This is a genomic window from Ramlibacter sp. GS1-15 (genome assembly GCF_057785015.1).
In genome coordinates, this window is the sequence record NZ_JBYNTU010000002.1 from 251539 (window position 1) to 277719 (window position 26181).

Consider the following 26181-nt stretch of genomic DNA (forward strand, 5'->3'; position numbering starts at 1 on the left):
TAACGCCTCCCTGACACAGAGACGCACCGCATGGCCACTGCGATGGCAGGCCATCGCGGGATGCGGTATTTTCGTGAACCATGCGCCGCGCCGACCGACTCTTCCACATCATCCAGCTGATCCGCGGACGGCGGCTGACGACCGCCTCGTACCTCGCGCAGCGGCTCGAGGTCTCCGAGCGCACCATCTACCGCGACATCGCCGACCTGCAGCTGCAGGGCGTGCCGATCGAGGGGGAGGCCGGGGTGGGCTACCGGCTCGGTGCGGGGTTCGACTTGCCGCCGATGATGTTCACGCACGACGAGGCCAAGGCCCTGGTCGCTTCGGTGCGCATGGCGCAGGCCTGGGTCGATCCGGCGCTGGCGCAGGGCGCGGAGGACGCGCTCGGCAAGATCATGTCGGTGCTGCCGCTGGAGGCGCGCGTCGCCGCCGAAGCGCTCGCCGTCTATGCGCCGACCGGCGGACTGTCCGACCTGGCGCAGCGCACGCTGCAGCAGCTGCGCGAATCGGTGCAGGAAAAGCGCAAGGTCTTCATCCAGTATCGCGACCTGGCCGAGAAGACCAGCGAGCGCGTGCTGCGCCCGCTCGGCTGCTTCTACTGGGGCAAGGTCTGGACGCTGTCGGCCTGGTGCGAGCGCCGCAGCGACTTCCGCACCTTCCGCATCGACCGCGTGATCAAGCTCAAGGCGCTGGACGAACGCTTCCGCGACGAGCCGGGCAAGACGCTGGCGGACCTGCTGCGTATGAGCGAAGCGCAGCGCGAGCAGATGCAGCGCGTCGCCGCCTGATCGTCGTCAGGCCGCCAGCGCCTGCTCGATGTCCTTGTGCAGTTTTTCGGGCGCATCGGCGGGCGCGAAGCGCTTGATCACCCGGCCGTCCTTGCCGACCAGGAACTTCGTGAAGTTCCACTTGATCGACGTCGTGCCCAGCACGCCGGGCGCTTCCTTCGTGAGCCACTGGTAGAGCGGATCGGCGTTGGGGCCGTTGACGTCGATCTTGGCCATCATCGGAAAGCTCACGCCGTAATTGAGCTGGCAGAACTGCGCGATCTCCGCGTTGCTGCCCGGGTCCTGCCCGCCGAACTGGTTGCAGGGAAAGCCCAGCACGACGAGGCCCTTGTCGCCATAGGTCTCGTGCAGCTTCTCCAGCCCGCCGAACTGCGGCGTGTAGCCGCAGGCGCTGGCGGTGTTGACCACCAGCATCACCTTGCCGGCGAACCGCGACAGCGGCACCGTTTGGCCGTCCATCTGCCTCGCCTCGAAATCGTAGACCGTGGTCATGCAACCCTCCGGTGTGTCAGGGACGATCATTGTGCGCCCAGGCCGACCAGGCGGCGGCGAAGAGGATCAGGCCGCCGCCGACCCAGGTGCGCGTCGTCATCGTCGCGGCACCGAGCGCCACCGACGAGACGCTGGCGAACACGATCTCCGACAGCATGATCAGCGCCGAGGCGTGCGCGTTGAGGTGCGCCGCGCCATACTGCAGTGCGACGTTGCTCGCCAGGAAGCCCAGGCTCAATACGAGCCCGACCGCGATCCAGCCGGCCTGCGGCCCGGGCACGGCGGGCACGATGCCGAGCCCGGCGCCCAGCAGCCCCGACAGGCCCGCCAGCACCGCGCCGCCCGTGAACATGGCGAGGATGCGCGCGGGCGCCTCGACCTGGCGCAGACGGCGCAGCACCACGTTCGTCAGCGCGAAGCTGAAGCCCCCGGCGATCGCCAGCCAGTCGGCGGTGTCTTGCGGCACCGGCCACGGCGCATCGGGCGCCTTGAGCACGGTGAACACGCCGGCCATCGCGATGACCAGGCGCAGCGCCGCCGCGCGCGTGGGCCGCTCGCCCAGCATCACCCACGCCAGCACCACGGTCCACGCCGGCATCAGGTAGAACAGCAGCACGACCCGCACGACATCGCCCACCGTGACGCCCCAGTTGAAGCCGACATTGGTCATGCCCGCGCCGGCCATGAGCACCCACAGCAGCGGCTCGCGGGCAAAGGCCCGCCCCGCCCGGGGCCGGACGGCCAGCAGCAGTGACAGCGAGACGAGGTAGATCAGCGCCGTCGCCCACAGCGGGTGCAGGCCGAGGCGATGCAGCTCGCGGAACGGCCACCAGGAGACGCCCCACACGAACGCGTTGACGAGCAACGCGAGGGCCGGGGCGAGGGAGGGCCGCCTATTCGGCGGCATGCACGTTGTCGTGGCGCGCGACGCGCAGCAGGTGCTCGAGTTCGTCCGCGTGGCGCACGCAGTTGTTGCGGTGCCAGCGCTGGATCAACATCATGATGCCCGCCACCACGAGGCCGAAGGCCGTGATCGCGCCGAAGGCCGTGAGCCCCAGGCCGGTGGACAGGCTGTAGAACGCGCCGAGCCCGAGGATGCAGGCCTGCTCGTTGAAGTTCTGCACGGCGATCGAGCGGCCGGCGCCCATCAGGTTGGCGCCGCGGTGCTGCAGCAGCGCGTTCATCGGCACGACGAGGAAGCCGCCCAGCCCGCCCAGCAGGACCAGGAAGGGCGCGGCCACCCACACGTTGTGGATGAAGTTCATCGCGATGATCAAAAGGCCCATCAGCACACCCATCGGGATCACGTTGGTGGCCGCGTCCAGGCGCATGCGCATCGAGGCGACGACCGCGCCCACCGCGGTGCCGATGGCGACGACGCCCCCGAGCGACGACGCCTGCGTCGTGCTGTAGCCCAGGGCCGCCGCACTCCATGCGAGGATGATGTAGCGCAGGTTGCCGCTCACGCCCCAGAACAGCGTCGTCGTCGCCAGCGAGATCTGCCCCAGCTTGTCGCGCCACAGGCGCGAGTTGCAGATCCAGAAGTCGGGCACCAGCTCCAGCGGGTTGGCCGGCAGTCGCCGCATCTCCACGCCGGTGAGCGGGATGCGCAGGTTGAACCACGCCGCCACCGCGTACACGAAGATCAGGATGGCGATCGCCGCCTCGGGCGCGGTGTCGATGCCGGTGTCGATGAGGGGGAAGTCGAACGCGAGGAGCCTGGACGCGACCGCGTGGCCCACCAGCTGCCCCCCGAGCAGGATGCCCAGGATGATGGACGCGATCGTCAGGCCCTCGATCCAGCCGTTGGCCTTCACCAGCTGCGACGCCGGCAGCATCTCGGTGAGGATGCCGTACTTGGCCGGCGAATAGGCCGCCGCGCCCAGGCCGACGACCGCATACGCGAACAGCGGGTGCGCGCCACCCAGCATCAGCAGGCACCCCACCACCTTGATCGCGTTGCTCGCGAACATGACATTGCGCTTGGGGTAGGCGTCGGCGCAGGCGCCGAGCCAGGGCGCGAGCACGACGTAGAAGAGGGCGAAGATCGGGACGAGCGCGGCGCGCTCCCACTCGGGGCCGCCCTGTCCCTTGATCAATTCGACGGCGGCGACGAAAAGCGCTTGGTCGGCCAGCGACGAAAAGAACTGGGCCGACATCAACGTGTAAAAGCCGCGCTTCATCGAAAGTGGCGGATCAGTCCGCCTGATGGGCGGTGATTTATGGGGCTGTCTCCAAGCGACAGAGGGTTATATCACGCGGGGTGATGACAGAATGAGGACGTCATGCCGCGCCCGATCACCGCCACCATCCATACGTCGGCCCTGCGCCACAACCTCGCGCGCCTGCGCCGCGCGGGCCAGGACGCCAAAGTCTGGGGCGTGGTCAAGGCCAATGCCTACGGCCACGGCATCGAGCGCGTGTACGAGGCGCTGCGCGCAGCCGACGGCTTCGCGCTGCTGGACCTGCACGAGGCCGAGCGCGTGCGCGCCCTCGGCTGGCGCGGGCCGATCCTGCTGCTGGAAGGCGTCTTCGAGGCGCGCGACCTGGAGCTGTGCTCGCGCCTGAACCTGTGGCACACGGTGCATTGCGACGAGCAGATCGACATGCTGGCGGTGCACAAGACGCACCAGCCGCACAAGGTCTTCCTGAAGATGAATTCGGGCATGAACCGTCTCGGGTTCGCGCCGCAGCGCTATCGCGCCGCGTGGGCGCGGCTCGAGGCGCTGCCGCAGGTGGACGAGATCGCGCTGATGACGCACTTCTCCGATGCCGATGGCGACAAGGGCATCGCCGACCAACTGCGCGTCTTCGACGAGGTGACGCGCGACCTGCCGGGTGAACGCACGCTCGCCAACAGCGCGGCGGCCCTGCGCTTCGGCGACGATCCCGCCGTGCGCGGCGACTGGATCCGCCCCGGCATCGCCGTCTACGGCAGCGCGCCCGACCACCCCGCGCGCGACATCGCGCACTGGGAGCTGCAACCGGCGATGACCCTGGCCTCGCGCCTGATCGGCCTGCAGGACCTCCAACCCGGCGACACGGTGGGCTATGGCTCGAACTTCACCGCCGACCGCGCGATGCGCATCGGGGTCGTCGCCTGCGGTTATGCCGACGGCTACCCGCGCCACTGCAACACCGGCACGCCGGTCCTGGTGGACGGCATCCGCACCGCGCTGGTCGGCCGCGTGAGCATGGACATGCTGGCCGTGGACCTCACGCCCGTGCCGCATGCCGGCATCGGCACCGAAGTCACGCTGTGGGGCCGCGCGGGCAACGGCGCGATCCTGGCGATCGACGACGTCGCCCGCGCCGGCGGCACGCTCGGCTACGAGCTGATGTGCGCGCTGGCGCAGCGGGTGCCGGTCACGGTCGATTGACGCCAGCGATCAGCGCCGGCGCATTCCCAGCACCATCACCGCGCCCACCACGACGAGCGCGCCGAGCACCTGCACCGGCGCGATCGCCTGGCCGAGGACCAGCCAGGCGAGCACCAGCGCGAAGACCGGCTCGACGTTCATGATCGCGGAGTTGCCGACCACGCCCAGGCGGGGCAGCACGGTGAACATGATGGTGAAGGCGGTGCCGTAAAGGAGGGTGAGGGTCGCCAGGCCCGCCCAGCCGGCCGGAGCGTCGGGCAGGTGCAGGCCGCCCTGCGCCACGATGCTGGCCAGTGCGACCAGGCCGGCCATCGCCATCGTCGTCGCGGTGCGCACGCGGCCGTCGACATCGGCGGCTTCGTGCTGCGTGACGACCAGGGCCAGCCCGAAGGTGCCCGCAGCGGCGAGGGCGAAGCCGACGCCCGCGCCGATGCGCGCCCATTGGCCCGCCGCGCCCAGGCCCGAGGCCGCGCCGAACACGTCGAGCGCCAGCGCCAGGCCGCACAGGATCACCGGCATGGTGATCAGCAAGGCGCGTTCCGGCCGGTGCCGGTAGATCACGCGCGACCACAGCGCCGTCCAGATCGGGTAGGTGTTGAAGGCCAGCAGCGCCAGCGCGACCGGCAGCCGCGCCACCGCCGAATAGAGGCACAGGCTCTGCACGCCGATCAAGAGGCCGATGGCCGGCAGCATGCGCTTGTGGCGCGGGCTGAACTTCACGGGCACGCGCTGCAGCGCGATGATCGCGACCAGCACCGCCGCCGTCGTGCCGCTGCGAAAGATGACGGCGGTGGCGACATCGGCGCCATGGTTGAACGCGATGCGTGCGGCGACGTGGTTGGCGCCCATCATGAGCGCGATCAGCAGCAGCGTGGCGAAGGCGGCGCCGCTGAGGGCGCGGGTGGCGGGCATCACATCCTGGAACGCACCGCCCGCGCGAGCGTCTCCAGCACGCCGGCCGTCGTGTCCCAGCCGATGCAGCCGTCGGTGACGCTCTGGCCGTAGCGCAGCCCGGCGCGGCCTTCCACGATGTCCTGCCGCCCTTCGACCAGGTGGCTTTCGAGCAGCACGCCCGCGATCGCCGGCGATCCGGCTGCGACCTGCCGGGCGACGTCGGCGGCGACCTCGGGCTGGCGGCGATAGTCCTTCGAGCTGTTGCCGTGGCTGCAATCGACCAGCAGGCGCGCGGGCAGGTCGGCGTCGCGCAGCGCCTTCGCGGCGGCGGCAACGCTCGCCTCGTCGTAGTTGGGCCCGCCGTTCGCGCCGCGCAGCACGAGGTGCGTGTCGGGATTGCCGCTGGTGGTGACCACCATGGCCCGGCCGTCCATCGAGATCGACGGGAACCGGTGCGCCTGCGCCGCAACATGGATCGCATCGATCGCCACGGCCACGCTGCCGTTGGTGGCGTTCTTGAACCCCAGCGGCGCGGACAGGGCCGACGCCATCTGGCGATGCAGCGGGCTTTCCACCGTGCGCGCGCCGATCGCGCCCCAGGACAACAGCTCCGCGTAGTACTGCGGTGTGACGAGGTCGAGGATCTCCGAGGCCGCCGGCACGCCGATGCGCGCGCATTCGAGCAGCAGGCGCCGCGCCGCGCGCAGGCCTTCGCCGATGTCGCCGCGGCCGTCCAGCGACGGGTCGTAGATCAGGCCTTTCCAGCCCATGCGGGTGCGGGGCTTCTCGAAGTAGACGCGCATCACCGGGAAGATCGCGTCGGCCAGGGGCTGCGCGGCATCGTGCAGGCGCTGCGCGTAATCGACGGCCGCCTGCGGATCGTGGATCGAGCAGGGGCCGACGATCACGAGCAGGCGCGGATCGTCGCCGCGAAGGATCCGGCGCACCGTCTCGCGCGCCGTCGCGATGAACTGCGCCTGCGCTTCGCTGCAGGGCAGCTCCACCTGGAGCGCGCGCGGCGAGGGCAGTGCGTCCTCGCGGGCGATGTGCAGGTCGGAGATCCGGGGGGCAGTCATTCAGTACAGGCCATGGACCCGGGCGTGCAGGCGGGCCAGCCCGAGCAGCGCGTCGGTGTAGGGCGTAGCGACGTGCGTGAGCTCGCCCAGTTCCTTCACCACCGTCACCAGCGCATCGAGCTCCACGCTCTTGCCGGCTTCGACGTCCTGCAGCATCGACGTGCGGAAGGCCCCGAGCTTGCGCGTGATCTGGTGGCGGTCCTCGGGCGTCTGCTCGATGGGCACGCCGATGCGCGCGCCGATCTCCCGGGCTTCGAGCATGACGCGGGTGGTGAACTCGCGCACGAGGTCGTCGGCCAGGATCATGTCGGTGGTCGCGCCGGTGATCGCACTGATCGGGTTGGTCGACATGTTGCCCCACAGCTTGTACCAGGCGTCCTTCTGGATCCGCGGCGAGACCTTGCATTCGAAACCGGCTTTCGCGAGCCAGGCGGCGAGATCGCGGACGCGCGCCGAGTCCTCGCCCGAAGGCTCGCCGATGATCAGGCCGTTGCCGAACACGTGGCGCACCCGACCCGGTGCATCGACGGCGCAGCTCGCATGCACGACGCAGCCGACGATGTGCTTCACGGGAATGGCGCGGGCGATGGCACCTTGCGGGTCGACCGCCTTCAGGCGCGTGCCCGCATAGGCGCCACCGAAGCCTTCGAAGAACCACCAGGGCACGCCGTTCATGGCGGTGAGCACGATGGTCTGCGGGCCGAGCAGGGGGCCGATGGACCTCGCGACCTCGGCCATCGCCTGCGCCTTCACGGCGACGACGACGAGGTCCTGCACGCCCAGGTCGGCGGGGGACGCGCTGCCCCGCACGGCGGCGGCCAGCGTCTCGTCGCCTTCCCGCAGGCGCAGGCCGTCGCGTTCGATGGCCTCGAGGGTCGCGCCGCGCGCCACCACGCTCACGTCGCACCCCGCGCGCGCCAGCTTGACGCCGATCCATCCGCCGATCGCGCCGGCGCCGTAGATGCAGGCTTTCATCGCGTCAGTTCTTGTAGGAGGGATCGACGCGGTCCAGGCGCCGCACCAGCGCGTCGAACACGTCCTGGCCGGCGCCGAACTGCTGGTCCCACTGGAAGGAGTCGTGCGTGGTCTTCGCCGCGACGGCCTGCGGCACGGCGACGGCCGGGCCGAGTGCGGCCTGCGCCACCTGCACCTCGCAGGCGCGCTGCAGCGTCCACAGCCGCACGAAAGCGAGCGGAAGCGTGCGCGCCCAGGACAAGAGCCCGTGGTTGCGCAGGATCACGACCGGCTTGTTTCCGATGTTCTTCAGCAGGCGCGGCGCCTCGTCGGCATGCACCGTGATGCCCTCGAAGTCGTGGTACGCCACCATGTCGTGCAATTGCGCCGAATAGAAGTTGTTCTGCGCGAGCCCGCCTTGCGTGCACGCCACCGCCAGTCCCGCTGTCGTGTGCGTGTGCATCACGCAATGCGCTTCGGCGATGTTCTCGTGGATCGCCGAATGCACGACGAAGCCTGCCGGGTTCACCGGCCAGGGGTTGTCGTCGAGCTTGTGGCCCTGCACGTCGATCTTGAGCAGGTTGCCCGCGGTCACTTCGCTGTAGTGCAGCCCGAACGGGTTGATCAGGAAGTGCTTCGCTCCGCCCGTCACGCTCTCGGGCAGGCGCACCGTGATGTGGTTGTAGATCATCTCGGTCCAGCCGAGCATGTCGAAGATGCGGTAGCACGCGGCCAGCTGCACGCGCGCGGCCCATTCATCGGGGTGCATTCGCGAACCTCCTAGTAATTGCCGGCGGCCTTCGGCGCGCTGTCGTCCTTGAACTTCGAGCGCAGCTCGGTCGTGCCCCGGACCATGAGGTTGCTGTCGGTGCCCACGGCGATGAAGGTCGCGCCCATCTCCACATGCTGCTTCGCGCGGGCCTCGTCCAGCGTCAGGATGCCCACGGCTTTGCCGGCCTTGCGGATGCGGCCGAACGCGTCGGCGATGATCTGCTCCATCTCCGGATGCCACGGGTCGCCCACATGGCCGAAGGCGGCGGACAGGTCCGACGGCCCGATGAACACGCCGTCGACACCGTCCACCGCGGCGATCTCGTCGAGGTTGTCGATGCCCTTGCGCGTCTCCGCCTGGACCAGCAGGCAGACCTCGCGGTTGGCTTCTTTCGCATAGGCGGGATTCCGGCCCCAGCCGGACGCCCGCGTCGCCGCCATGCCGCGAATGCCGCCGGGCGGGTAGCGCATGCAGCGCACCAGCTCGCGCGCCTGCTCCGCCGTCTCCACCATCGGCACCAGGAGCGTCTGGATGCCCACGTCGAGATACTGCTTGATCAGGGCCTGCCCGACGTAGCCGTGGCCCATCGGTACGCGCGCAATCGCATGCGTGCCGGGATAGCCGGCGATCACCTGCGCCTGCAGCAGCAGGTTCATCGGGTCGTTCGGCGTGTGTTCGGCGTCCAGCAGCAGCCAGTCGAAACCCGCTGCCGCACAGATCTCCGTGTTCAGGGGCCCCAGCAGGCTGACCCACAGGCCGTACTGCGTGCGCTGGTCCTTCAGCGCCTGCTTGAAGGGATTCACCGGTGTCTTCATCGTCGTCCTTCTCTCTTAAACGAAGCGGAATTCGAAACGGCCCAGCGGCCCGTAATCGGCGTCGAACAGGTCGCCTGGCTTCGCCGGCACGGGCCGCGTGAACGAGCCGGCCAGCACGATCTCGCCGGCCTCCAGGCACTCGTCCCAGGGTGCGAGCTTCCTCGCGAGCCAGGCGACGCCGATCGCGGGGTGGCCTTGCACGCCGGCGGCCAGGCCCGTTTCCTCCACGGCGCCGTTCTGGCGCAGGATCGCACCGCACCAGGGCAGGTCGACTTCGCGCGGGTCCATTCTGCGCCCGCCGATCACGATGCCGGCATTGGCCGCGTTGTCGCTGATCGTGTCCTGCACGCGGCGCGGCGCCTTCGTGCGGCGGTCGAACTGCTCGATGCGCGCATCGATGATCTCGATGGCCGGCGTCACGTGGTCGGTCGCGGCGATCACATCGTCGACCGTCACGTTCGCGCCCCGCAGCCGTTGCTTGAGGACGAAGGCGAGTTCCACTTCCACGCGCGGCGCGATGAAGCGCGATCCCGGGATGTCGCCCGGGGCGAACAGCATGTCGTCGAGCAGCGTGCCGTAATCGGGCTCGTCGATCTGCGACGACTGCTGCATCGCGCGCGAGGTCAGGCCGATCTTGTGACCGATCGGCCGTCGCCCGCGCGCGATCTTCATCGCCACCCAGGCCCGCGAGACGGCATAGCCGTCCTCGATGCTCATGCCGGGAAAGCGCCTGGAGAAATGCTCGACCTGCACGCGCGACCGCTCGCTCTCGTCCAGTTCATGTGCGAGCTGCGCGATGAGATCCTGGGAAAGGCTCATGGATTGAACAGCGGGTGCAGTGTGCTGTGCTTGGCGTCGTACACCTGGCCGGGGCTTTCGTCGATCTGCAAGGTGATGCCGATCAGAGACGAATCGAAGATCGGCGCGAAGTGCCGCTTCACCGTGGCGAGCAAGGTGTCGCCCGCGTTCTTCTTCACCGCCTCGCTGCGGCCCGCGCCCATGCGGACGTTGATGTAGACGAACGCATAGTCGCCTTGGCCGTCGGCCACGGCGTAATGCGCGGCGGGATACGCCAGCACGCGCGTGCCGCCGGTCGGGAACACCTGCCTGCCGGCCTCGTCCAGGATCGTGAGCATGGTGTCGGCGAGCGCGCGGCACAGTGCCGTCATGTCCGTCTTCGCCTCGACGTTCGGGGTGTAGAGGATCACGCAATGCGGCATGGGTCAGAGCCTCGTGGCGACGGAGGTGTAGCCCTCGGCGCAGGAGGCCACCGCTTTCGGGATGGCCTTCCCGTCCTGCGGCGTGACCGGGAAGACCGCGTTGATCTGCCCCGTGCCCGACGCGCCGAAGTAGGGCGTCACCACTTCGGTCTGGCCGTCGTAGTCCGACCAGCCGAGCGCGCCCAGCAGCATCGCCGTGTCGTGCATGAAGCCCTCCCCGTGGCCCTTGGCCGCGTATTCGGGCAGCATGCCGCAGAAGGTCTTCCACTCGCCGGCCTGCCACAGGCGCACCACGTCGCGATCGAGCTGTTCGAGGAACGGGCTCCAGACCTTGAACGCGTACTCGGGCGCGAGGCCGTTCTGCGCGAAGCGGTGCGACAGCGACCCGCTGGCGAAGATCGCCACGGTGCCGTCGTACTCGTCCTCGATCGCGCGCCGGATCGCCCAGCCCAGGCGCGCGCTGTCGTTCAGGTAATGCGCCATGCACATGGCCGCGAGCGACACCACCTTGAAACGCCGGTCGCCGTTCATGTAGCGCATCGGCACCAGGGTCCCGTACTCCGGGGCCAGGGTGGTCGCGTCGTGCGCGAGCGTCTCCACGCCCATGTCGTTCGCCTTCCTCGCCAGCAGCTTCCCGAGCGCCGGGTTGCCGGGGAACCCGAAGGCCATGTTGCTGATGAAGTGCGGCAGCTCGTTGCTGGTGTACAGCCCCTCGAAGTGCGGGCCGCAGTTGATGTGGTAGCTGGCGTTGACCAGCCAGTGCGTGTCGAAGACGACGATGGTGTCCACGCCCAGCTCGCGGCAGCGCCGCCCGATCTCGATGTGGCCGTCGATCGCGTCCTGCCGCGTGCCGTGGCGCGGGCCGGGCAGCTCCGACAGGTACATCGAGGGCACGTGCGTGATTTTTGCGGCCAACGCGAGCTTGCCCATGTCACGCCCCCCAATGTGGAATGTGATGCGAACCCAGCGACACGGCGATGTTCTTCGGCTCGAGGAACACTTCGTAGCTCCAGGTGCCGCCTTCGCGGCCGACGCCCGAGGCCTTCGTGCCGCCGAAGGGCTGGCGCAGGTCGCGCACGTTCTGGCTGTTGACGAAGCACATGCCGGCCTCGATCGCCGCCGCCACCCGCAGCGCGCGGCCGACGTTCTCGGTGAATACGTAGCTCGACAGCCCGTACGGGATGTCGTTGGCGATGCGGATCGCATCGGCTTCGTCGTCGAAGGGGATCAGGCAGGCCACCGGCCCGAAGATCTCGTCCTGCGCGATCTTCATGGCGTTGTCCACGTCGGCGAAGACCGTGGGCGCCACGTAATTGCCCTTGCGCACGCGCTGCGGCAGTTCGGGCATGTCCAGCCCGCCGCACAGCAGCGTCACACCTTCCTTCGTGCCGAGCTCGATGTAGCTGCGCACCTTGGCCAGGTGGCCTTGCGACACCATGGGACCGATGATGGTCGATTCATCCAGCGGGTCGCCCACGCGGATCTTCTTCGCGCGCACTGCGAACCTCTGCGCGAAGTCGGCGTAGATCGAACGCTGCACCAGGATGCGCGAGCCGGCCGTGCAGCGCTCGCCGTTGTTGGAGAAGATCATGAACACGGCGGCGTCGAGCGCGCGCTCGAGATTCGCGTCGTCGAAGATCACGAAGGGGGACTTGCCGCCCAGCTCCATCGAGAACTTCTTCAGGCCCGCTTCCTTCACGATGCGGTTGCCCGTCGCGGTCGAGCCGGTGAAGGAGATCGCGCGCACGTCGGGGTGGCGCACCAGCGGCTCGCCCGCCTGCTTGCCGTAGCCGTGCACGAGGTTCAGCACGCCGGGCGGGATGCCCGCTTCCAGCGCAAGCTCGCCCAGCCGTGCGGCGGTCATGGGCGACAGCTCGCTCATCTTCAGCACCGCCGTGTTGCCGAAGGCCAGGCAGGGCGCGACCTTCCATGTCGCCGTCATGAACGGCACGTTCCAGGGCGAGATCAGCGCGCACACGCCGACCGGGTGGAACAATGTGTAGTTCAGGTGCGTGTCGGTCGGGTAGGTGTGGCCGTCCACGCGCACGCACATCTCGGCGAAGTAGTGGAAGTTGTCGGCGGCGCGCGGCACCAGTTGCTTGCCGGTCTGCGCGATCGCCTGGCCGGTGTCGTCGGTTTCGATGCGCGCGATCTCCGGCACGTCGCGCGCGATCAGGTCGCCCAACTTGCGAACGAGCTTCGCGCGCTGTTGCGCCGGCAGCGCGGCCCATTTCGGGAACGCGTCCTTGGCGGCCTGCACCGCGGCGCTGACTTCCGCCTCGCCCCCCGAGGCGACTTCCGCCAGCACGTCCTGCGTGGCGGGGTTCAGGCTCTCGAAGTAATCGCGGCCCGGGACCGGCTTGCCGTTGATGAGGTGGTCGATTCGCATGGTTGCAGTTTCGTGTGACGCCGGGAATGTTCGGGCGCCGCGCCCTCCAGCGCAATGACTTCGTCCAGCAGGCGATAGAGCTGCGTCAGCTTGGCCGTGCCCAGCTGCTGTTCCATCCAGGCGTAATGGGCTTCGACGGTGTGCGACAGCTTCTCGACGAGTTTCAGCCCCTTGGCCGTGGCCTCGACCACGGTGCGCCGCTGGTCGGCGGGATCGCGCTCACGCCGCACCAGGCCGTCGCGCTCCATGCGCGCCAGCACGCCGGTGAGGCTGGGCCCGAGGATGAACGCCTCGCGCGCGACGCGGCCGGTTTCCACCGTGCCGTGCTCGCCCAGCACCCGCAGCACGCGCCACTGCTGGTCCGACAGGCCGTGGCCGCGCAGGCTGGGCCGCGTGTGGGCCATGACGGCCTCGCGCGCTTGCAGCAGCAGGCGCGGCAGGTTGCGGTGCTTGAAAGTGGTCATGGCGCGGCCGATTAGTTAAGATGTTAAATGAATGCCCCGTCGGGCGCAAACAGGAGGCAACCCGCATGGATCTGCACATCGCTGGCCGCAAGGCGATCGTCTGCGCGTCGTCCCAGGGGCTGGGCAGGGCCTGCGCCCTGTCGCTCTCGCGCGAAGGCGTGAAGGTGTTCATCAACGGCCGCCACGCCGACAAGCTGCAGGCGACGGCGCAGGAGCTCATGCGCGAGACGCGCAACGAGGTCGTGCCGGTGGTGGCGGACATCATGACCGAGGCCGGCCGCGCCGCGCTGGTGGCGGCCTGTCCCGACGCGGACATCCTCGTGACGAACAACGCCGGGCCCACGCCGGGCAAGTTCGAGGACTGGGACCACGACGCCTACATCGCCGTCTTCGAGCAGAACATGCTGCCGGCCGTGCTGCTGATCCGCGCCTTGCTTCCGGGCATGCGCGAGCGCCGGTTCGGCCGCATCGTGAACATCACGTCGGCGATGGTGAAGTCGCCCAACCCGCACCAGGGCCTGTCGACCGCGGCGCGCACGGCGCTGACGGCGGTGTGCAAGGCGATCTCGCGCGAGACGGTGGTCGACAACGTGACGATCAACAACCTGCTGCCGGAGCGCATCGATACCGGCCGCCAGCAGTACCTGATCGAGCGGCAGGCGAAGATCGATGGCAGCACGCTGGAAGAAGCGCGCGCCAAGCTCACGGACACCATTGCCGCCAAGCGATTCGGGCGGCCCGAGGAGTTCGGCGACATGTGCGCCTACCTGTGCAGCGCGCAGGCTTCCTACATCTGCGGCCAGAACATCCAGCTGGATGGGGGGTCGTACCGCGGGATCGTTTAGCGCCGCCTCGCCTACACTCGCCGCGTGGCGAAAGAGAAGACGACCTACACCTGCACCGAATGCGGCGGCACCAGCCCGCGCTGGCTGGGCAAGTGCCCGCAGTGCGAGGCCTGGAACACGCTGATCGAAACCGTGCCGGAGCAGGCCGCGGCCACGAGCCGCAACCGCTTTGCCTCGCTGGCCAGGACGGCCGAAGTGGCGGTGCTGGCCGACATCGAGGCGAGCGACATCGAACGCACGCCCACCGGCATCGGCGAGCTCGATCGCGTGCTCGGTGGCGGCATCGTCGAAGGCGGCGTCGTGCTGATCGGCGGCGACCCGGGCATCGGCAAGTCGACGCTGCTGCTGCAGGCGCTCGACGGCCTGCAGCGCGCGAATGTCCCGAGCCTCTACGTCACGGGCGAGGAGAGCGGCGCCCAGGTGGCGCTGCGCTCGCGGCGCCTCGGCCTGGACAACTCGCAGGTGAAGGTGCTGGCCGAGATCCAGCTCGAGAAGATCCTGGCCACGATGGGCGGCTCGCAGCCGGCGATCGCCGTGATCGATTCGATCCAGACCGTGTACTCGGACCAGCTCACCTCCGCGCCGGGCTCGGTGGCGCAGGTGCGCGAGTGCGCCGCGCACCTCACGCGCGCGGCCAAGGCGAGCGGCACGGCCGTCGTGCTGGTGGGCCACGTGACGAAGGAAGGGGCGCTCGCCGGCCCGCGCGTGCTGGAACACATGGTGGACACGGTGCTCTATTTCGAGGGCGACACGCACTCCTCGTTCAGGCTCGTGCGGGCGATCAAGAACCGCTTCGGCGCTGTCAACGAAATCGGCGTGTTCGCGATGACCGAGAAGGGCCTCAAGGGCGTGGCCAACCCGAGCGCGATCTTCCTGTCGCAGCACGCCGAGCCGGTGCCGGGCAGCTGCGTGCTGGTGACGCTCGAAGGCACGCGGCCCATGCTGGTGGAGATCCAGGCGCTGGTCGACAGCGGCGGGCCGAGCCCACGCCGGCTGTCGGTGGGCCTCGATCGCGACCGCCTCGCCATGCTGCTGGCGGTGCTGCATCGCCACGCGGGCGTCGCCTGCCTGGACCAGGACGTGTTCGTCAACGCGGTGGGCGGTGTGCGTATCAGCGAGCCGGCGGCGGACCTGGCCGTGATGCTGGCCATCACCTCCAGCCTGCGCGGCCGGCCCCTGCCGCGCGGCTTCATCGCCTTCGGCGAAGTCGGCCTGGCCGGCGAAGTGCGCCCGGCGCCGCGCGGACAGGAGCGCCTGCGCGAGGCCGCCAAGCTCGGCTTCTCGGTCGCCGTGGTGCCCAGGGCCAACGCGCCGAAAAAGGGCGGGCGCGAATTCGAGGGACTGACCATCCACCCGGTGGACCGGATCGAGGAAGCGATGGAAGTCGTGCGAGCATTGCAATAAGAAGAGACCATGGACTGGCGAAAGATCGTTGTTCCCATTGCCGTGCTGGCGCTGCTCTACGCCGGCTGGTACTCGGCCCGCTGGGGCGGGCTGGCGTTCGTGGCCGGCGGCCTGATCATGTTCGTGCTGATGCACTTCAGCCGGATGATGGGCGTGCTCAACCGCGCGGCCAAGAACCCTAAGGGCCACGTCGGCAGCGCCGTGATGCTCAATGCCAAGCTCAAGCCGGGTGTCAACCTGCTGCACGTGATGGCGATGACGCGCTCGATCGGCGAGGCGCTCACCCCGCAAGGCCAGGATCCGGAGCTTTTCCGCTGGACGGACGAGAGTGGCTCCAGCGTCACCTGCGAGTTCGTGCACGGGCGGCTGGTGAAATGGACGCTGGAGCGGCCGGCCGCGACTGAGCAGCCCGCGCCGTAAAATCCGGGGTTCCCAGAGAACCCAAGGACTTTCAGCATGAGCGCAATACCGTCGATGGCCGACCGGGACGGCAAGATCTGGATGGATGGCGAGATGGTGGACTGGCGCAACGCCAAGGTCCACGTGCTCACCCACACGCTCCACTACGGCTGCGGCGCGTTCGAGGGCGTGCGCGCCTACAACACCGTGAACGGCACGGCCGTCTTCCGGCTGCAGGAACACACCGATCGCCTCTTCAACAGCGCCAAGATCCTGCGCATGCAGATGCCCTTCACCAAGGAGCAGGTGAACGAGGCCCAGAAGGCGGTGGTGCGCGCGAACAAGCTGGAGAGCTGCTACATCCGCCCGCTGGTGTGGATCGGCTCGGAAAAGCTCGGGGTCAGCCCCAAGGGCAACCGCATCCACATGATGGTCGCGGCCTGGGCCTGGGGTGCGTACCTGGGTGAAGAGGGCCTGAAGCGCGGCATCCGCGTGAAGACCTCCAGCTACACGCGCCACCACGTGAACATCACGATGACGCAGGCCAAGGCGGTGTCGAACTACTCGAACTCCATCCTCGCCAACATGGAAGCGCTGGACGACGGCTACGACGAGGCGCTGCTGCTCGACGCGGCCGGTTTCGTGTCCGAGGGCGCGGGCGAGAACATCTTCGTCGTGAAGGACGGCGTGATCTACACGCCCGACCTGTCGGCCGGTGCGCTCAACGGCATCACGCGCAACACGGTGTTCCACATCGCCAAAGATCTCGGCATCGAGATCGTGCAGAAGCGCATCACGCGCGACGAGGTCTACATCGCCGACGAGGCCTTCTTCACCGGCACCGCCGCTGAAGTCACGCCCATCCGCGAACTGGACCGCGTGCAGATCGGCATCGGCGCGCGCGGCCCGGTGACGGAAAAGATCCAGTCGGCCTTCTTCGACATCGTCAACGGCCGCAATCCCAAATACGCCCACTGGCTGACCAAGGTCTGAAGCACAACATGGAAAGCACCGCCCACAAGGAAGCCGTCGTCGAGCTCTCCGCGAAGGACCTGAATGCCAATGGTGGCGTGTTCTGCCCCAGCCCCACGGCCGGCATGAAACTGTGGAACAACCACCCGCGCATCTACCTCGACGTCGCGCGCACGGGCGAAGCGAAATGCGCATACTGCGGCACCGTGTACAAGCTCAAGCCGGGCGAGCATTGGGGCGGTCACCACTGACCGCGCTCGCGTGACGCGCTCGCTCGTCATCGCGCCCCAGTGGATCGGCGACGCGGTGATGACCGAGCCGCTGTTGCGGCGCCTGCGTGCGCGCGGCGAGCGCATCGCCGTCGGCGCGCTGCCCTGGGTGGCGCCGGTGTACCGGGCGATGCCGCAGGTCGACGAGGTCATCGAGTTCCCGTTCCATCACGGGGGGCTGCAACTGCGCGAGCGGCGACGCCTCGCCAAGGAGGTGGAGGGCCGCTTCGACGTTGCGTACGTGTTGCCGAATTCGCTCAAGAGCGCGCTGCTGCCTTTCCTGGCCAGCATCCCGAAGCGTGTGGGCTATCTCGGTGAGGCGCGCGTCGGCTTGCTCACGCACCGGCTGAAGAACCCCAAGGGCAAGCCGCCGATGGTGGCGTTCTACTCGGCGCTGAGCGGCGAAACGGGCATCGAAGGTGACCGGCCGCAGCTGCTGCTTCCTCAAGAGAAGATCGACGCCGCGCTGGAGAGGGCCCACCTTCCTGCCGGCAGGTATTTCGTCTTTGCGCCCGGCGCCGAGTACGGCCCCGCCAAGCGCTGGCCAGCGATCCACTACGCCGAACTCGCGAAATCCCTGGACTTGCCCGTGGTGCTGCTCGGTTCCGCCAAGGAGCGGCCCTTGTCCGACGAGATCGCGCAGGAGGCGGCCGACGGCCATTGCCTCAATCTCGCCGGCAAGACCTCGCTGCTCGATGCCTTCGCGCTCATCGCGGGCTCGCGCGCGATGGTCAGCAACGATTCGGGCCTGATGCACGTCGCCGCCGCGTTCGGCGTGCCGCAGGTCGCGCTGTTCGGCTCGTCCAGCCCCGAGCACACGCCGCCGCTCAACGTGCGCGCGCAGGTGATCTGGCTGCGCAACGACCCGGCCTACACGCCGCCGCTGGACTGCTCGCCCTGCTTCGAGCGCGACTGCCCGCTCGGCCACACGCGCTGCCTGTACGACATCACGCCGGAGCGCGTGCGGTCACTGCTTTGACGTGACATCGCCAATTCGGCGGGTCGCCTGATTGGGACCCGGGAAGTTGATCGTTTGTGGCATGCGCGCCGCAATCAGGCGGGGTCGCTTGTTGGCAGAGCGGCCGGCCCGCGACTACGATTGCACGGCATTTGCATTTGAGGAGGACCCCCATGAAGTGGATGACGTATTCCGTTGCTCTGTTGGCCGTCGCGGTCGCAGGTTGCGCAACGACTTACAGCGTGCCGAAGGAGTACACGGGACCCACCGTGGAACTGTCGGATTCAGTGATGCGCGAAAGTCCCGGGGTGCTGCGTGCTTATGCTGCGACCCAGATCGACGGTAAACAGCTTTACAACGCGATCGGTGCGAGCGCGCAAAGATCAACAGGGGCCACATTCGGCCTGATGGAAGCCTCGGCCACTCGCATGGTGGAAGTCAGGCCGATGAAGGTCCACTTGCAGGCGCAGCATATGGCTGCTCCGTTCGCGGGCTTCGCGCTTTTGGCGCAGGGGAAGTTCTACTACAGCCACAAGGGCGTGGTCGATTTCAGCCCGAAGTCGGGACACAAGTACCAGGTCAAGGGCAGCATGGACGCGCAGGAGATCGCCGTGTGGATCGAAGACGTGGATACGGGCGAGCGGGTGACTGAAAAGGTCGCGAAGAAGCCTGGGGGAGCGATTTGAGATGCGGAAAATCGTATGGGCTGCACTCGTCATCGCTTCGTCCGCGGTGCAGGCACAAGAAACGGTGCCGATGGATCAACCGCTGGCGTCAGCGGACCAGGTCCGCGGCGTCATTCGGTACCTTGGCGACTCCACGAACGGCTTTCGAATGTGCTTCGGGCCGGGAGACTCGGTCGGATCCGTGCGGCAGGAGGTCGAAGCCGAGCTGCAACGCACGGGTGTCCAGGGGCTGCCGACGCCCCTTCAGCTCCTGGTCGCGATGTCCAGTCGCTACCCGTGTCCTTTCTCGCCCTACCACCGCACGGAACTGCGCCCCGCCGCACGCGCGGACCTCGAAGGCACCTGGCTCATGCCAGAACCATCGATGAAGCTGTTTCTGCCGCCGAAGTCCCCGAGCTGGCAGCAGGAGCGAATCGTGCCGATGAAATGCGAGGTGGTCGGATTCCTGCCGGAAGGCGAGTCGCGCACCGCGGAACTGCGTGGTTCCGCGATCAAGTGCCCCGACAAGGCTGACCAGTTCGCCACGCAGCGCGCGCTGCCGACGGTGGTGTCTTGGGACATGCCTTCCCCGGGCCGGATCGTGCTGACTCGAACGGACGTGCCAGGGCACGTCGAGGAGTGGGAGGCGTTCATCGTCCAGGCGCCCTTCGAGTTCGCCGGCGTGTCCTTCAAGGCCGGAGACCTGATCGAGTACGCACGCAAGCACCCGAAGATCGAGCAACCCTTCGCGTATCGCTTCCGTCACCTGCAGCGGCTGCCTTGAGGGCGTCCTCCGCGCTCACGTTGGCCAGACTGCGTGCCGGCGGAGGGCGCTAAGCGCGAAGGGCTGCTCTGGGTGGAAGCAGACATTCGCGCGTCCAAAGATGTCCACAGAGCTTTCCGCTAGCCTGCGCGCTTCGTCCTGTCGTATTGCAGAGCGTTTTGCCGTCGGAGATCAATCCCAAGCTCCTCACAGAGCTTCTGCTTGTCCCGGTAGTTCACTTTGAACAGGTGGAGATGATTCAGCGCGATATGAGTAATCAACGTCCGGCAGAAGAAATTCCCTTCAACATTCCTATGAAGCTCCCTCAGCTTTGGTAGGGAAAGTCCGTCAGGTAGGTCGAGCAAGTAGCTCATTTCGACTAGGTCGTACCCCAGTGAATTCGCCTCGGCAACTACGTTTTCCACATTCTCACGCAGGTATCCGGATCCAATTGCAGTCGATGCCTTGCGGACAAACCCAAAGCTAATGAATCCGATTAGCTCAAAGACGATAGCTCTCGCTTGACGCTCAACCTGCTCCTTGGGAGCACCTGGAGAATCGTCTTCGAGTGCTCTCTGAATGTGCTCGGCTAGCCCAGCTCGATCTTTCAAAATCATTTGAGCGATGGAGTGCAAACCGCGAAGGGAACTGTCGATCAGTTTACGAATGAGCTCTTCCTTCACGGGATTCTTCGTCGTGCCGTAATGATTCTTGAGGAGCTGTCCAAGAATCTCCATCGCGCGAAACAATCGCGTAACCCCCGCAATTGCGTTCATCGCCTCAGAACCGTCGTGGGCCGGAACGCCGGAATCGCCCTTTCCATCTTGCTGCGCACGAATGGCGGCTCTACTTTCCTTGACGGGGCGCTCGTGATACACCAGCCTCGGGGCCGCGTCCACCAATTCGTTAACCAGCTGAACATCCTTCTGGAAATCGAAACGGGGTGCCCCCGCGAAGCACTTATCGAGCGCTGCAGCTACCTGTTCGTAGACCACGGGATCTTTGGTATGGTGGCTGGCGAAGAGAAGCGCATTCGCGTTCTCGCGGAGATGAAGCTCTTTACAGAGCTCCACGATGACATTCTTAACTTCTTCTTCGTGGATTCGATCCGCTAAGTACTGGCCCAAGAAGAAGTAGTAGATGTACGGATACTTGAAGCGTAGTTCATCGCCGTCGCGGTCGAGAACGCCGGCTTCTGTTAGGCGTCTCAACCTCTGATCGAAATGAACCGGGGTGAATTCGACGCTAAATGCGACATTGAAGTCGCTCATCTGCTGGAGCGAGATCCCCGGTTGGTTGTTGCTATAAAAGAACCAAGCGAGATTCGCGCAATAGTTGAAGACTTCGTTCCACTGCTCGCGTTCGAAGCCGACGTCCTCGAACGAGGAGGTGATAAGAAATTGATAGTAGTGGCCGAATGCGCTGTTCTTCAGGTCGGCGGTGCGACCAGACTCGACACTCTGCAATAACGTAAGGAGAAAGATCGGGACGGAAGGAACCAGCTGCTTGCCAACGGCCGCTGTCAAATCCTTCTCGAGCTTGTCGATCGTGGCCATCCACCTCTCAGATGAATCGTCAATCTCATTGCCAACCTCAACCCATTTGCAGACAAGCTCAAAGCGCTTTTTGTACCCAAACTCACGCAGCTCAAATTGCCGAAGGCCTAGCAGCGCATCGACTTTCTCTAGTGAAAGAAGGTCGGTTGCCGCGCTGGTGTCTCGAGCTGTGACAATGATGGCTCCGAAAAAGGCGAAGAGCCCCTCGAGCGCGGCAGACAAGGCTGCCGGTGGCAGCGTATTGAGATCGACATCGTCGAGCAGCAGAACCTTCCTCGACTTTGGCTGTTGAAGCCACTCTTCGTGGTTCGACCGCTCATAGGTCTTATCAAGGGCATTTCGGACCAGTCGCAAGTGATCCGTCTGGTGGCCGCTTGTAATCCAGCGAGCTCGAACATAAAGCGGCAGATAACCGCGCAAGTAGTAGCTATTGAAGTACTGTTTAACTAGGGTGCTCTTTCCGGTCTTCTCATCTCCTCGAATGAGGACGCCCACACCCAGGTTTTCGGCGTTCTCAAAGAATGAGCCGAGAACTTGCCGCTTGATCGGCGCGCGATCATCCAGATCGAGCAACTCCGGCCAGACAAAAATGTCATCCAATAAAAGGGATTTCTTATTTGCGTGGCTGAAATTCGCGCCAGGGTCTCGAAGAAATGCCTCAAAGTCTGGGCGAAGTCTGAGCCTGCGTGCTCCGATGCTAGGCAGTGTCTTCAGTGATCCGAATTCATCACTGCTCGCATCGGGAACGTACGCATCTCCTCCCCACTCAATGAAGGAGGTTCGATACTGCTCTTTCTTGAGGTCGACTACGACGAGGTTGAACGTGGAGTGCTCGGGCGCATTTTCTTCATACAGAACACCTCCTTCAACAAAAACGCTTGGGGTGCTCCGACTGTCAGAGATTTCACCGGCGTTCTGGAAATGCTCGTGACCGGTGAAGACGATATGACTCTCATTGCGAACGCTCGCCTGAAATCGACGGTAACTAGCCTGTCCCATCCAATTAAACGGGTGGTGCAGGATGGTGATCGATAGTCCGCCCTGCTTATCGAACGCGAACGGGCGAACCGCCGATGGCGGAAATTGGAGCGCACCCTGCTTCTCTTTGAGCGTGGACATCCAAGCGACGTTCAGGCAGCGTACGCCGATATTCATGTCACCTAGCACGAAGCTGACCTCCTGCGCCAATTTGGAGTAGAAGGTCCACCTACTCGTCGACACGCGCGACAAAAACCGGAAATAGGCTGCTTGAGTGATCGTCGCGCTGTCGATCAGTGACTCGCTCGGCTCTTTTCCTTCGAGTAGCCGCACTCGGTCCAGCACTGCATCGCGAGTGTCATCGTGTTTCGTGAAGTCACAATCGTGGTTGCCCGGGCAGGCGAACACTTCAATTGACATCGCCGGTGCCTCAGCTCGGATTGAAGCGAGGATTTCCGCCAGCAGCTTCTCGGCCAACGCATATTCGTCATCTTTGCCGCTCCACACGATGTCCCCAGACAGAACTACAGCCACAAGATCGACGTCTGAAAGGTATTTGAAAGTCGTTGCCGCAATGCTCTGTCCGCGGGTCAAAACCACATCTCCTACGCCTCCGATGTGGATGTCGCTTAGATGAAGAAAAAGAATTCTGTTCGTTGGCATCGATACTCCTCGTCTTCACGAATCATTAGCTGGGACTGGGGCGGCCGCAAGTCGCCGCCGGTGAACTCGGGATTAGACGCGGCAACGAGGGGCGATCCGCGTAGTAGCGGTGATGCTTGATACGTTAGGCACTTACGTCAAACGCCCTCCTACCGGCTCACTCCCACCGGCGCGGGTGTCAGTTCAGGTGTGCCAGCCGCGTGGTGCGACTTCCGCAAGCTCGGGGATGCTCGCGCAGGATCCGAGCGCGCTCGCAGCGCTTGCCTTTGCGATTGCCGCGCCCATGCCACCAGGCGAGCACCGTGAGTACACGCGAAGCACCCTAAATCCATGCCGTCGCCATCGCCGTCTCCCCAGGATGAACGAGCCTGGCGCGCATCCTAGCCTTGGAAATCGAAGGCTTCAGTGACGCAGTTCGCAAAGACTGGGTGGCCAGCCGCAGAACCGTATCGGTGATTCGGTCCCACAGGAAGCCCAGAGCACTGTTCGATATCTCGGTATCGAAGTCGACGATGCTCGCGAAATGGTGCGCAATCCACAAGCTCGGCCGCTTGACGACAACGTGATTCGCCTGAGACCCAAGGAAGCGCCACGGAAACATGGGTAGCCAGGAGAGCAGCGGCACTCCAGCCTACTTCACCAGCCCCTTCAACCGCTCCAGCGCCTGCGACGCCGCCCCATGCCACACCAGGTGCGTGTGGTTGCGCCGGATGCGCGCGGGCAGCTCGTGCTGCTTCACGTCGTGCGTGGCCTTCAGCGCGACCAGCAGCGACTTCGGCACGATCGCGAAGCCGGTGCCGGCCGCGACGCAGGCGATCATCGCCTGGTAGGAGCCGAACTCGAGCGTGCGCGCGGGCATCACGGCCGACGCGCCCAGCCACTCCTCCACCCGCTTGCGGTACGAGCAGCCGTTGGCAAAGGCGATCAGCGTCGATCCGGCGAGCTGGCTCGCCCGCGTCACCTCGGCCACGTCGCGCGCGGTGATCAGCACCAGTTCCTCCTCGAACACCTTGATCGATTCCAGCCCGGGCGCGGTGAAGGGCTCGGAGACGAAGGCGGCCTCGATCTCGAAATTGGCGACGCGCTGCACCAGGGCGCCGGTGGTGCCGGTCACGAGTTCGACCACCACGCCGGGATAGAGCCGATGGAAGCGCGACAGGATGGGCGCGAGCCGGCTGCCGGCCGTGCTCTCGAGCGAGCCGATGCGAAACACCCCCATGGGCTTGCCGCTGCGCAACTCGTTCTCGGCCTCGTCGGCCAGGCGGAACAGGCGCTGCGCATACGACAGCAGCAGCTCGCCTTCGGGCGAAAGCGCGAGCGAGCGGCCCTGGCGGCGGAACAGCCGCAACCCGAGCCGCTCCTCCAGCTGCTTGATGCGCGTCGTCACGTTCGACTGCACGCGGTTGAGCTTGGCGGCGGCGCGGATCACGCCGCCCTCCTGCACGACGGCGCGGAAGATCTCGAGCGACTCCAGGTCGATGGTTCTCACGGCAAGAACGATCCTTCTCGATAATTCATTTGTGCGTGCGGGCGATTCTCGGTCTAATCGTTTTCCATGGCAAACGAAGGCACCGGCCGCGCCTCGCCGCTGGCGATCACCGTCGCGGGCATCCTCTCGGCGGCGGTGGCGATGGGCATCGGCCGGTTCGCGTTCACGCCGCTGCTGCCGCTGATGATCCAGGCCGGCCAGCTCGACGCCGCGGCGGGCGGCTGGATCGCCGCCGCCAACTATGCGGGCTACCTCGTCGGCGCGATCACGGCGCCGCGCCTGGGCTGGGGCGCGGTCCGGCTGGCCGCCGTGGCGCTCGTGCTCACGGCCGTGCTGACGGCCGCCATGGCCCTGCCGGTGCCCGCGTGGTGCTGGGCGCTGCTGCGCTTCGCGGCCGGCGTGTGCAGCGCGTGGGCGTTCGTCGCCACGGCGATCTGGTGCCTGGGCGCGCTGGCCGAGCGCGGCGAGATCCACCGTGGCGGCGCCGTCTTCTCCGGCGTGGGCTTCGGCATCGCGGCGGCGGGCCTGTACTGCCTGGCGGCGTCGGCGCTGCACGCGAGCGCACCGGCGATGTGGGTGCAACTGGGGATCGTCGCGGCCGTGCTCATCGTGCCGGTGGCGATGGTGCTGCGCCACCTGCATGCGCAGATGCCGGCGGGCGCGCGCGCGGCGGCGCGCTCCGAGGCACCGCAAGGCCTGCGGGGGCTCGTCATCTGCTACGGCATGCTCGGCTTCGGCTACATCCTGCCCGCCACCTTCCTGCCGGTGATGGCGCGCACGCTCGTGAGCGATCCGCGCCTGTTCGGCCTGGCTTGGCCGGTGTTCGGCATCACGGCCGCGATCTCCACCTTCGTGGCCGGCTGGGCGCTGCGCCACGCGACGCGCCTGCAGGTGTGGGCGGTCTCGAACGTCATCATGGGGCTGGGCGTGCTGCTGCCCAGCCTGTGGCTGAGCGGCGTGACCATCGCCCTGTCCGCGCTGATGGTCGGCGGTACTTTCATGATCGTCACGCTCGCCGGCGTGCAGGAGGTGCGGGCCCGGGCCCAAGGCGACCCGACGCCGGCGGTCGCGCGCATGACCTCGTCCTTCGCGCTAGGCCAGATCGCCGGCCCGATCGCGTCCTCGCTGCTGCTGCACGTGCCCGGCTTCGCGCAATCGGGCCTGAACATCGCGCTGCAGGTGGCGGCGCTGACCTCGTTCGTTTCCGCCGCGTGGCTGTGGCGGGCGAATCGCCAACCGACTGTCGACAAGGAGATCCTCCATGCCCGGTGAACAAGGATTCGCCCCCGACGCGCGCGAGCGCCTGCCCATGCCCGATGCGGCAGCGATGAACGAGGCGCAGCGCGCCGCCGCCGATGCACTGGTCCATGGCCCGCGCAAGGGCGTGTACGGCCCCTTCCTGCCGCTGCTGCGCAGTCCGGCCTTGCTCGATCGCGTGGCGAAGATGGGCGAGTACCTGCGCTTCGAATCCGTACTCGACGCGCGGGTGCGCGAGCTCGTGATCTGCGCCGTCGCGCGCCACGTGACCAACCAGTTCGAATGGGCGATGCACGCGCCGCTGGCCGTCAAGGCCGGCGTGTCACCCGAGACGATAGCTGCCTTGCGCGCGGGCGCGCGGCCCCAGCGGTTGCCGCCCGACGAGGAAGCGGCGCTCGATTTCACGCGCGAGCTGCTCACGACCCACGGCGTGAGCGATGCAGCCTACGCGGGCGCACTGGCGCGCTTCGGTGAGCAGGGCGTGGTCGAACTCGTGACGGTCGTCGGCTATTTCGCGATGGTGTCGTGGCTGATGAACGTCGCCCGCACGCCGCCCCAGGCGGGTGGCGAAAGGCTCGCGCCGTTTCCGGCGTGACCGGCGAAAAAAAAACAGCCACCTTGCGGTGGCTGTATCAAGTCCTTGGAAGGACGTCGTTGGGAGACTTGAAACCGTTTGCCGGAACGTCGAGCGTGACAGCGTTGAAGTGACTCTAATGTGC

At 66.7% G+C, this 26181-nt stretch carries 28 protein-coding genes; 12 read left to right on the forward strand and 16 right to left on the reverse strand.

Going from position 1 to position 26181, the window contains the following annotated elements; genetic code table 11:
• Positions 1–80 precede the first annotated feature (80 nt).
• A complete protein-coding gene (locus tag AC3EF3_RS20215) occupies positions 81–788 on the forward strand; it encodes a helix-turn-helix transcriptional regulator (RefSeq protein WP_488534060.1) in 708 nt (235 codons plus the stop codon).
• A 6-nt stretch (positions 789–794) separates the two neighbouring features.
• On the opposite strand, the gene AC3EF3_RS20220 is transcribed toward AC3EF3_RS20215, so the two are convergent.
• Genes AC3EF3_RS20220 through lplT form a run of 3 tightly spaced genes read right to left on the reverse strand, consistent with a single transcriptional unit; the run spans position 795 to position 3463 of the window.
• Entirely contained in the window at positions 795–1280 is a 486-nt protein-coding gene (locus tag AC3EF3_RS20220; RefSeq protein ID WP_488534061.1) for a glutathione peroxidase, read from the reverse strand.
• 16 nt (positions 1281–1296) lie between these two features.
• On the reverse strand, positions 1297–2187 hold the full coding sequence (locus AC3EF3_RS20225; RefSeq protein ID WP_488534062.1) for a DMT family transporter: 891 nt from the start codon (positions 2185–2187) through the stop codon (positions 1297–1299).
• Positions 2174–3463: a lysophospholipid transporter LplT gene (gene lplT / locus AC3EF3_RS20230; RefSeq protein ID WP_488534063.1), complete on the reverse strand. Its 1290-nt coding sequence runs from the start codon at positions 3461–3463 to the stop codon at positions 2174–2176. The genes AC3EF3_RS20225 and lplT overlap by 14 nt, the downstream gene beginning before the upstream one ends.
• A 102-nt stretch (positions 3464–3565) precedes the next feature.
• Here lplT and alr point away from each other — a divergent pair, with 102 nt between their 5' ends.
• On the forward strand, positions 3566–4660 hold the full coding sequence (gene alr, locus AC3EF3_RS20235; protein ID WP_488534064.1) for an alanine racemase: 1095 nt from the start codon (positions 3566–3568) through the stop codon (positions 4658–4660).
• A 9-nt stretch (positions 4661–4669) separates the two neighbouring features.
• Here alr and AC3EF3_RS20240 read toward each other — a convergent pair whose 3' ends face one another.
• Genes AC3EF3_RS20240 through hpaR form a run of 10 tightly spaced genes read right to left on the reverse strand, consistent with a single transcriptional unit; the run spans position 4670 to position 13244 of the window.
• Positions 4670–5572 (reverse strand): EamA family transporter, encoded by a 903-nt coding sequence (locus AC3EF3_RS20240; RefSeq protein ID WP_488534065.1) that lies wholly within the window; start codon positions 5570–5572, stop codon positions 4670–4672.
• Positions 5572–6630 (reverse strand): 3-deoxy-7-phosphoheptulonate synthase, encoded by a 1059-nt coding sequence (locus AC3EF3_RS20245; protein ID WP_488534066.1) that lies wholly within the window; start codon positions 6628–6630, stop codon positions 5572–5574. The genes AC3EF3_RS20240 and AC3EF3_RS20245 overlap by 1 nt, the downstream gene beginning before the upstream one ends.
• Positions 6631–7605 (reverse strand): 2-dehydropantoate 2-reductase, encoded by a 975-nt coding sequence (locus AC3EF3_RS20250; RefSeq protein WP_488534067.1) that lies wholly within the window; start codon positions 7603–7605, stop codon positions 6631–6633.
• A gap of 4 nt (positions 7606–7609) precedes the next feature.
• Positions 7610–8353, reverse strand: coding sequence for a class II aldolase/adducin family protein (locus tag AC3EF3_RS20255; RefSeq protein ID WP_488534068.1), 744 nt, complete (start codon positions 8351–8353; stop codon positions 7610–7612).
• 11 nt (positions 8354–8364) lie between these two features.
• A complete protein-coding gene (locus AC3EF3_RS20260) occupies positions 8365–9171 on the reverse strand; it encodes an HpcH/HpaI aldolase family protein (protein WP_488534069.1) in 807 nt (268 codons plus the stop codon).
• Between the two features lie 15 nt (positions 9172–9186).
• A complete protein-coding gene (gene hpaH, locus AC3EF3_RS20265; RefSeq protein ID WP_488534070.1) occupies positions 9187–9990 on the reverse strand; it encodes a 2-oxo-hept-4-ene-1,7-dioate hydratase in 804 nt (267 codons plus the stop codon).
• Complete coding sequence (locus AC3EF3_RS20270; RefSeq protein ID WP_488534071.1) at positions 9987–10391, reverse strand: 5-carboxymethyl-2-hydroxymuconate isomerase; 405 nt, start codon at positions 10389–10391, stop codon at positions 9987–9989. Before AC3EF3_RS20270 ends, hpaH begins: the two co-directional genes overlap by 4 nt.
• 3 nt (positions 10392–10394) lie before the next feature.
• Positions 10395–11321, reverse strand: a complete 927-nt coding sequence (gene hpaD, locus AC3EF3_RS20275) for a 3,4-dihydroxyphenylacetate 2,3-dioxygenase (RefSeq protein ID WP_488534072.1) — start codon at positions 11319–11321, stop codon at positions 10395–10397.
• A 1-nt stretch (position 11322) separates the two neighbouring features.
• Positions 11323–12780 (reverse strand): 5-carboxymethyl-2-hydroxymuconate semialdehyde dehydrogenase, encoded by a 1458-nt coding sequence (hpaE, locus tag AC3EF3_RS20280; RefSeq protein ID WP_488534073.1) that lies wholly within the window; start codon positions 12778–12780, stop codon positions 11323–11325.
• The gene (hpaR, locus tag AC3EF3_RS20285; protein ID WP_488534074.1) at positions 12717–13244 is read right to left on the reverse strand and encodes a homoprotocatechuate degradation operon regulator HpaR; all 528 of its coding nucleotides are present in this window, start codon (positions 13242–13244) and stop codon (positions 12717–12719) included. Before hpaR ends, hpaE begins: the two co-directional genes overlap by 64 nt.
• A gap of 65 nt (positions 13245–13309) precedes the next feature.
• Between hpaR and AC3EF3_RS20290 the strand changes: the two genes are divergently transcribed.
• The 8 genes from AC3EF3_RS20290 (at position 13310) to AC3EF3_RS20325 (ending at position 19540) form a co-directional block, all read left to right on the forward strand.
• A complete protein-coding gene (locus AC3EF3_RS20290) occupies positions 13310–14089 on the forward strand; it encodes an SDR family oxidoreductase (protein WP_488534075.1) in 780 nt (259 codons plus the stop codon).
• A 24-nt stretch (positions 14090–14113) separates the two neighbouring features.
• Entirely contained in the window at positions 14114–15493 is a 1380-nt protein-coding gene (gene radA / locus AC3EF3_RS20295) for a DNA repair protein RadA (protein ID WP_488534076.1), read from the forward strand.
• Positions 15494–15502: 9 nt separating this feature from the next.
• The gene (locus AC3EF3_RS20300; RefSeq protein WP_488534077.1) at positions 15503–15913 is read left to right on the forward strand and encodes a glycerate kinase; all 411 of its coding nucleotides are present in this window, start codon (positions 15503–15505) and stop codon (positions 15911–15913) included.
• A gap of 36 nt (positions 15914–15949) precedes the next feature.
• Entirely contained in the window at positions 15950–16885 is a 936-nt protein-coding gene (locus AC3EF3_RS20305) for a branched-chain amino acid transaminase (RefSeq protein WP_488534078.1), read from the forward strand.
• Between the two features lie 8 nt (positions 16886–16893).
• Positions 16894–17115 carry a zinc-finger domain-containing protein gene (locus AC3EF3_RS20310; protein ID WP_488534079.1) on the forward strand — a complete coding sequence of 74 codons (222 nt, stop codon included), beginning with the start codon at positions 16894–16896 and terminating at the stop codon, positions 17113–17115.
• A gap of 10 nt (positions 17116–17125) precedes the next feature.
• A complete protein-coding gene (waaF, locus tag AC3EF3_RS20315; protein ID WP_488534080.1) occupies positions 17126–18112 on the forward strand; it encodes a lipopolysaccharide heptosyltransferase II in 987 nt (328 codons plus the stop codon).
• Between the two features lie 152 nt (positions 18113–18264).
• Positions 18265–18777, forward strand: a complete 513-nt coding sequence (locus tag AC3EF3_RS20320) for a hypothetical protein (RefSeq protein WP_488534081.1) — start codon at positions 18265–18267, stop codon at positions 18775–18777.
• 70 nt (positions 18778–18847) lie between these two features.
• Positions 18848–19540 carry a hypothetical protein gene (locus AC3EF3_RS20325; protein ID WP_488534082.1) on the forward strand — a complete coding sequence of 231 codons (693 nt, stop codon included), beginning with the start codon at positions 18848–18850 and terminating at the stop codon, positions 19538–19540.
• Between the two features lie 119 nt (positions 19541–19659).
• Here the strand turns inward: AC3EF3_RS20325 and AC3EF3_RS20330 are convergent, their stop codons facing one another.
• The 3 genes from AC3EF3_RS20330 to AC3EF3_RS20340 all read right to left on the reverse strand — a co-directional run bounded on the left by AC3EF3_RS20330 (position 19660) and on the right by AC3EF3_RS20340 (position 24205).
• On the reverse strand, positions 19660–22716 hold the full coding sequence (locus AC3EF3_RS20330) for an anti-phage protein (RefSeq protein WP_488534083.1): 3057 nt from the start codon (positions 22714–22716) through the stop codon (positions 19660–19662).
• A gap of 322 nt (positions 22717–23038) precedes the next feature.
• Positions 23039–23341, reverse strand: coding sequence for a hypothetical protein (locus AC3EF3_RS20335; protein WP_488534084.1), 303 nt, complete (start codon positions 23339–23341; stop codon positions 23039–23041).
• A 6-nt stretch (positions 23342–23347) separates the two neighbouring features.
• Positions 23348–24205: a LysR substrate-binding domain-containing protein gene (locus AC3EF3_RS20340; protein ID WP_488534085.1), complete on the reverse strand. Its 858-nt coding sequence runs from the start codon at positions 24203–24205 to the stop codon at positions 23348–23350.
• A 66-nt stretch (positions 24206–24271) separates the two neighbouring features.
• Between AC3EF3_RS20340 and AC3EF3_RS20345 the strand changes: the two genes are divergently transcribed.
• Together AC3EF3_RS20345 and AC3EF3_RS20350 are read left to right on the forward strand one after the other, a co-directional pair.
• Positions 24272–25477: a YbfB/YjiJ family MFS transporter gene (locus AC3EF3_RS20345; protein ID WP_488534086.1), complete on the forward strand. Its 1206-nt coding sequence runs from the start codon at positions 24272–24274 to the stop codon at positions 25475–25477.
• Positions 25467–26057: a carboxymuconolactone decarboxylase family protein gene (locus AC3EF3_RS20350; RefSeq protein ID WP_488534087.1), complete on the forward strand. Its 591-nt coding sequence runs from the start codon at positions 25467–25469 to the stop codon at positions 26055–26057. Before AC3EF3_RS20345 ends, AC3EF3_RS20350 begins: the two co-directional genes overlap by 11 nt.
• Positions 26058–26181 lie beyond the last annotated feature (124 nt).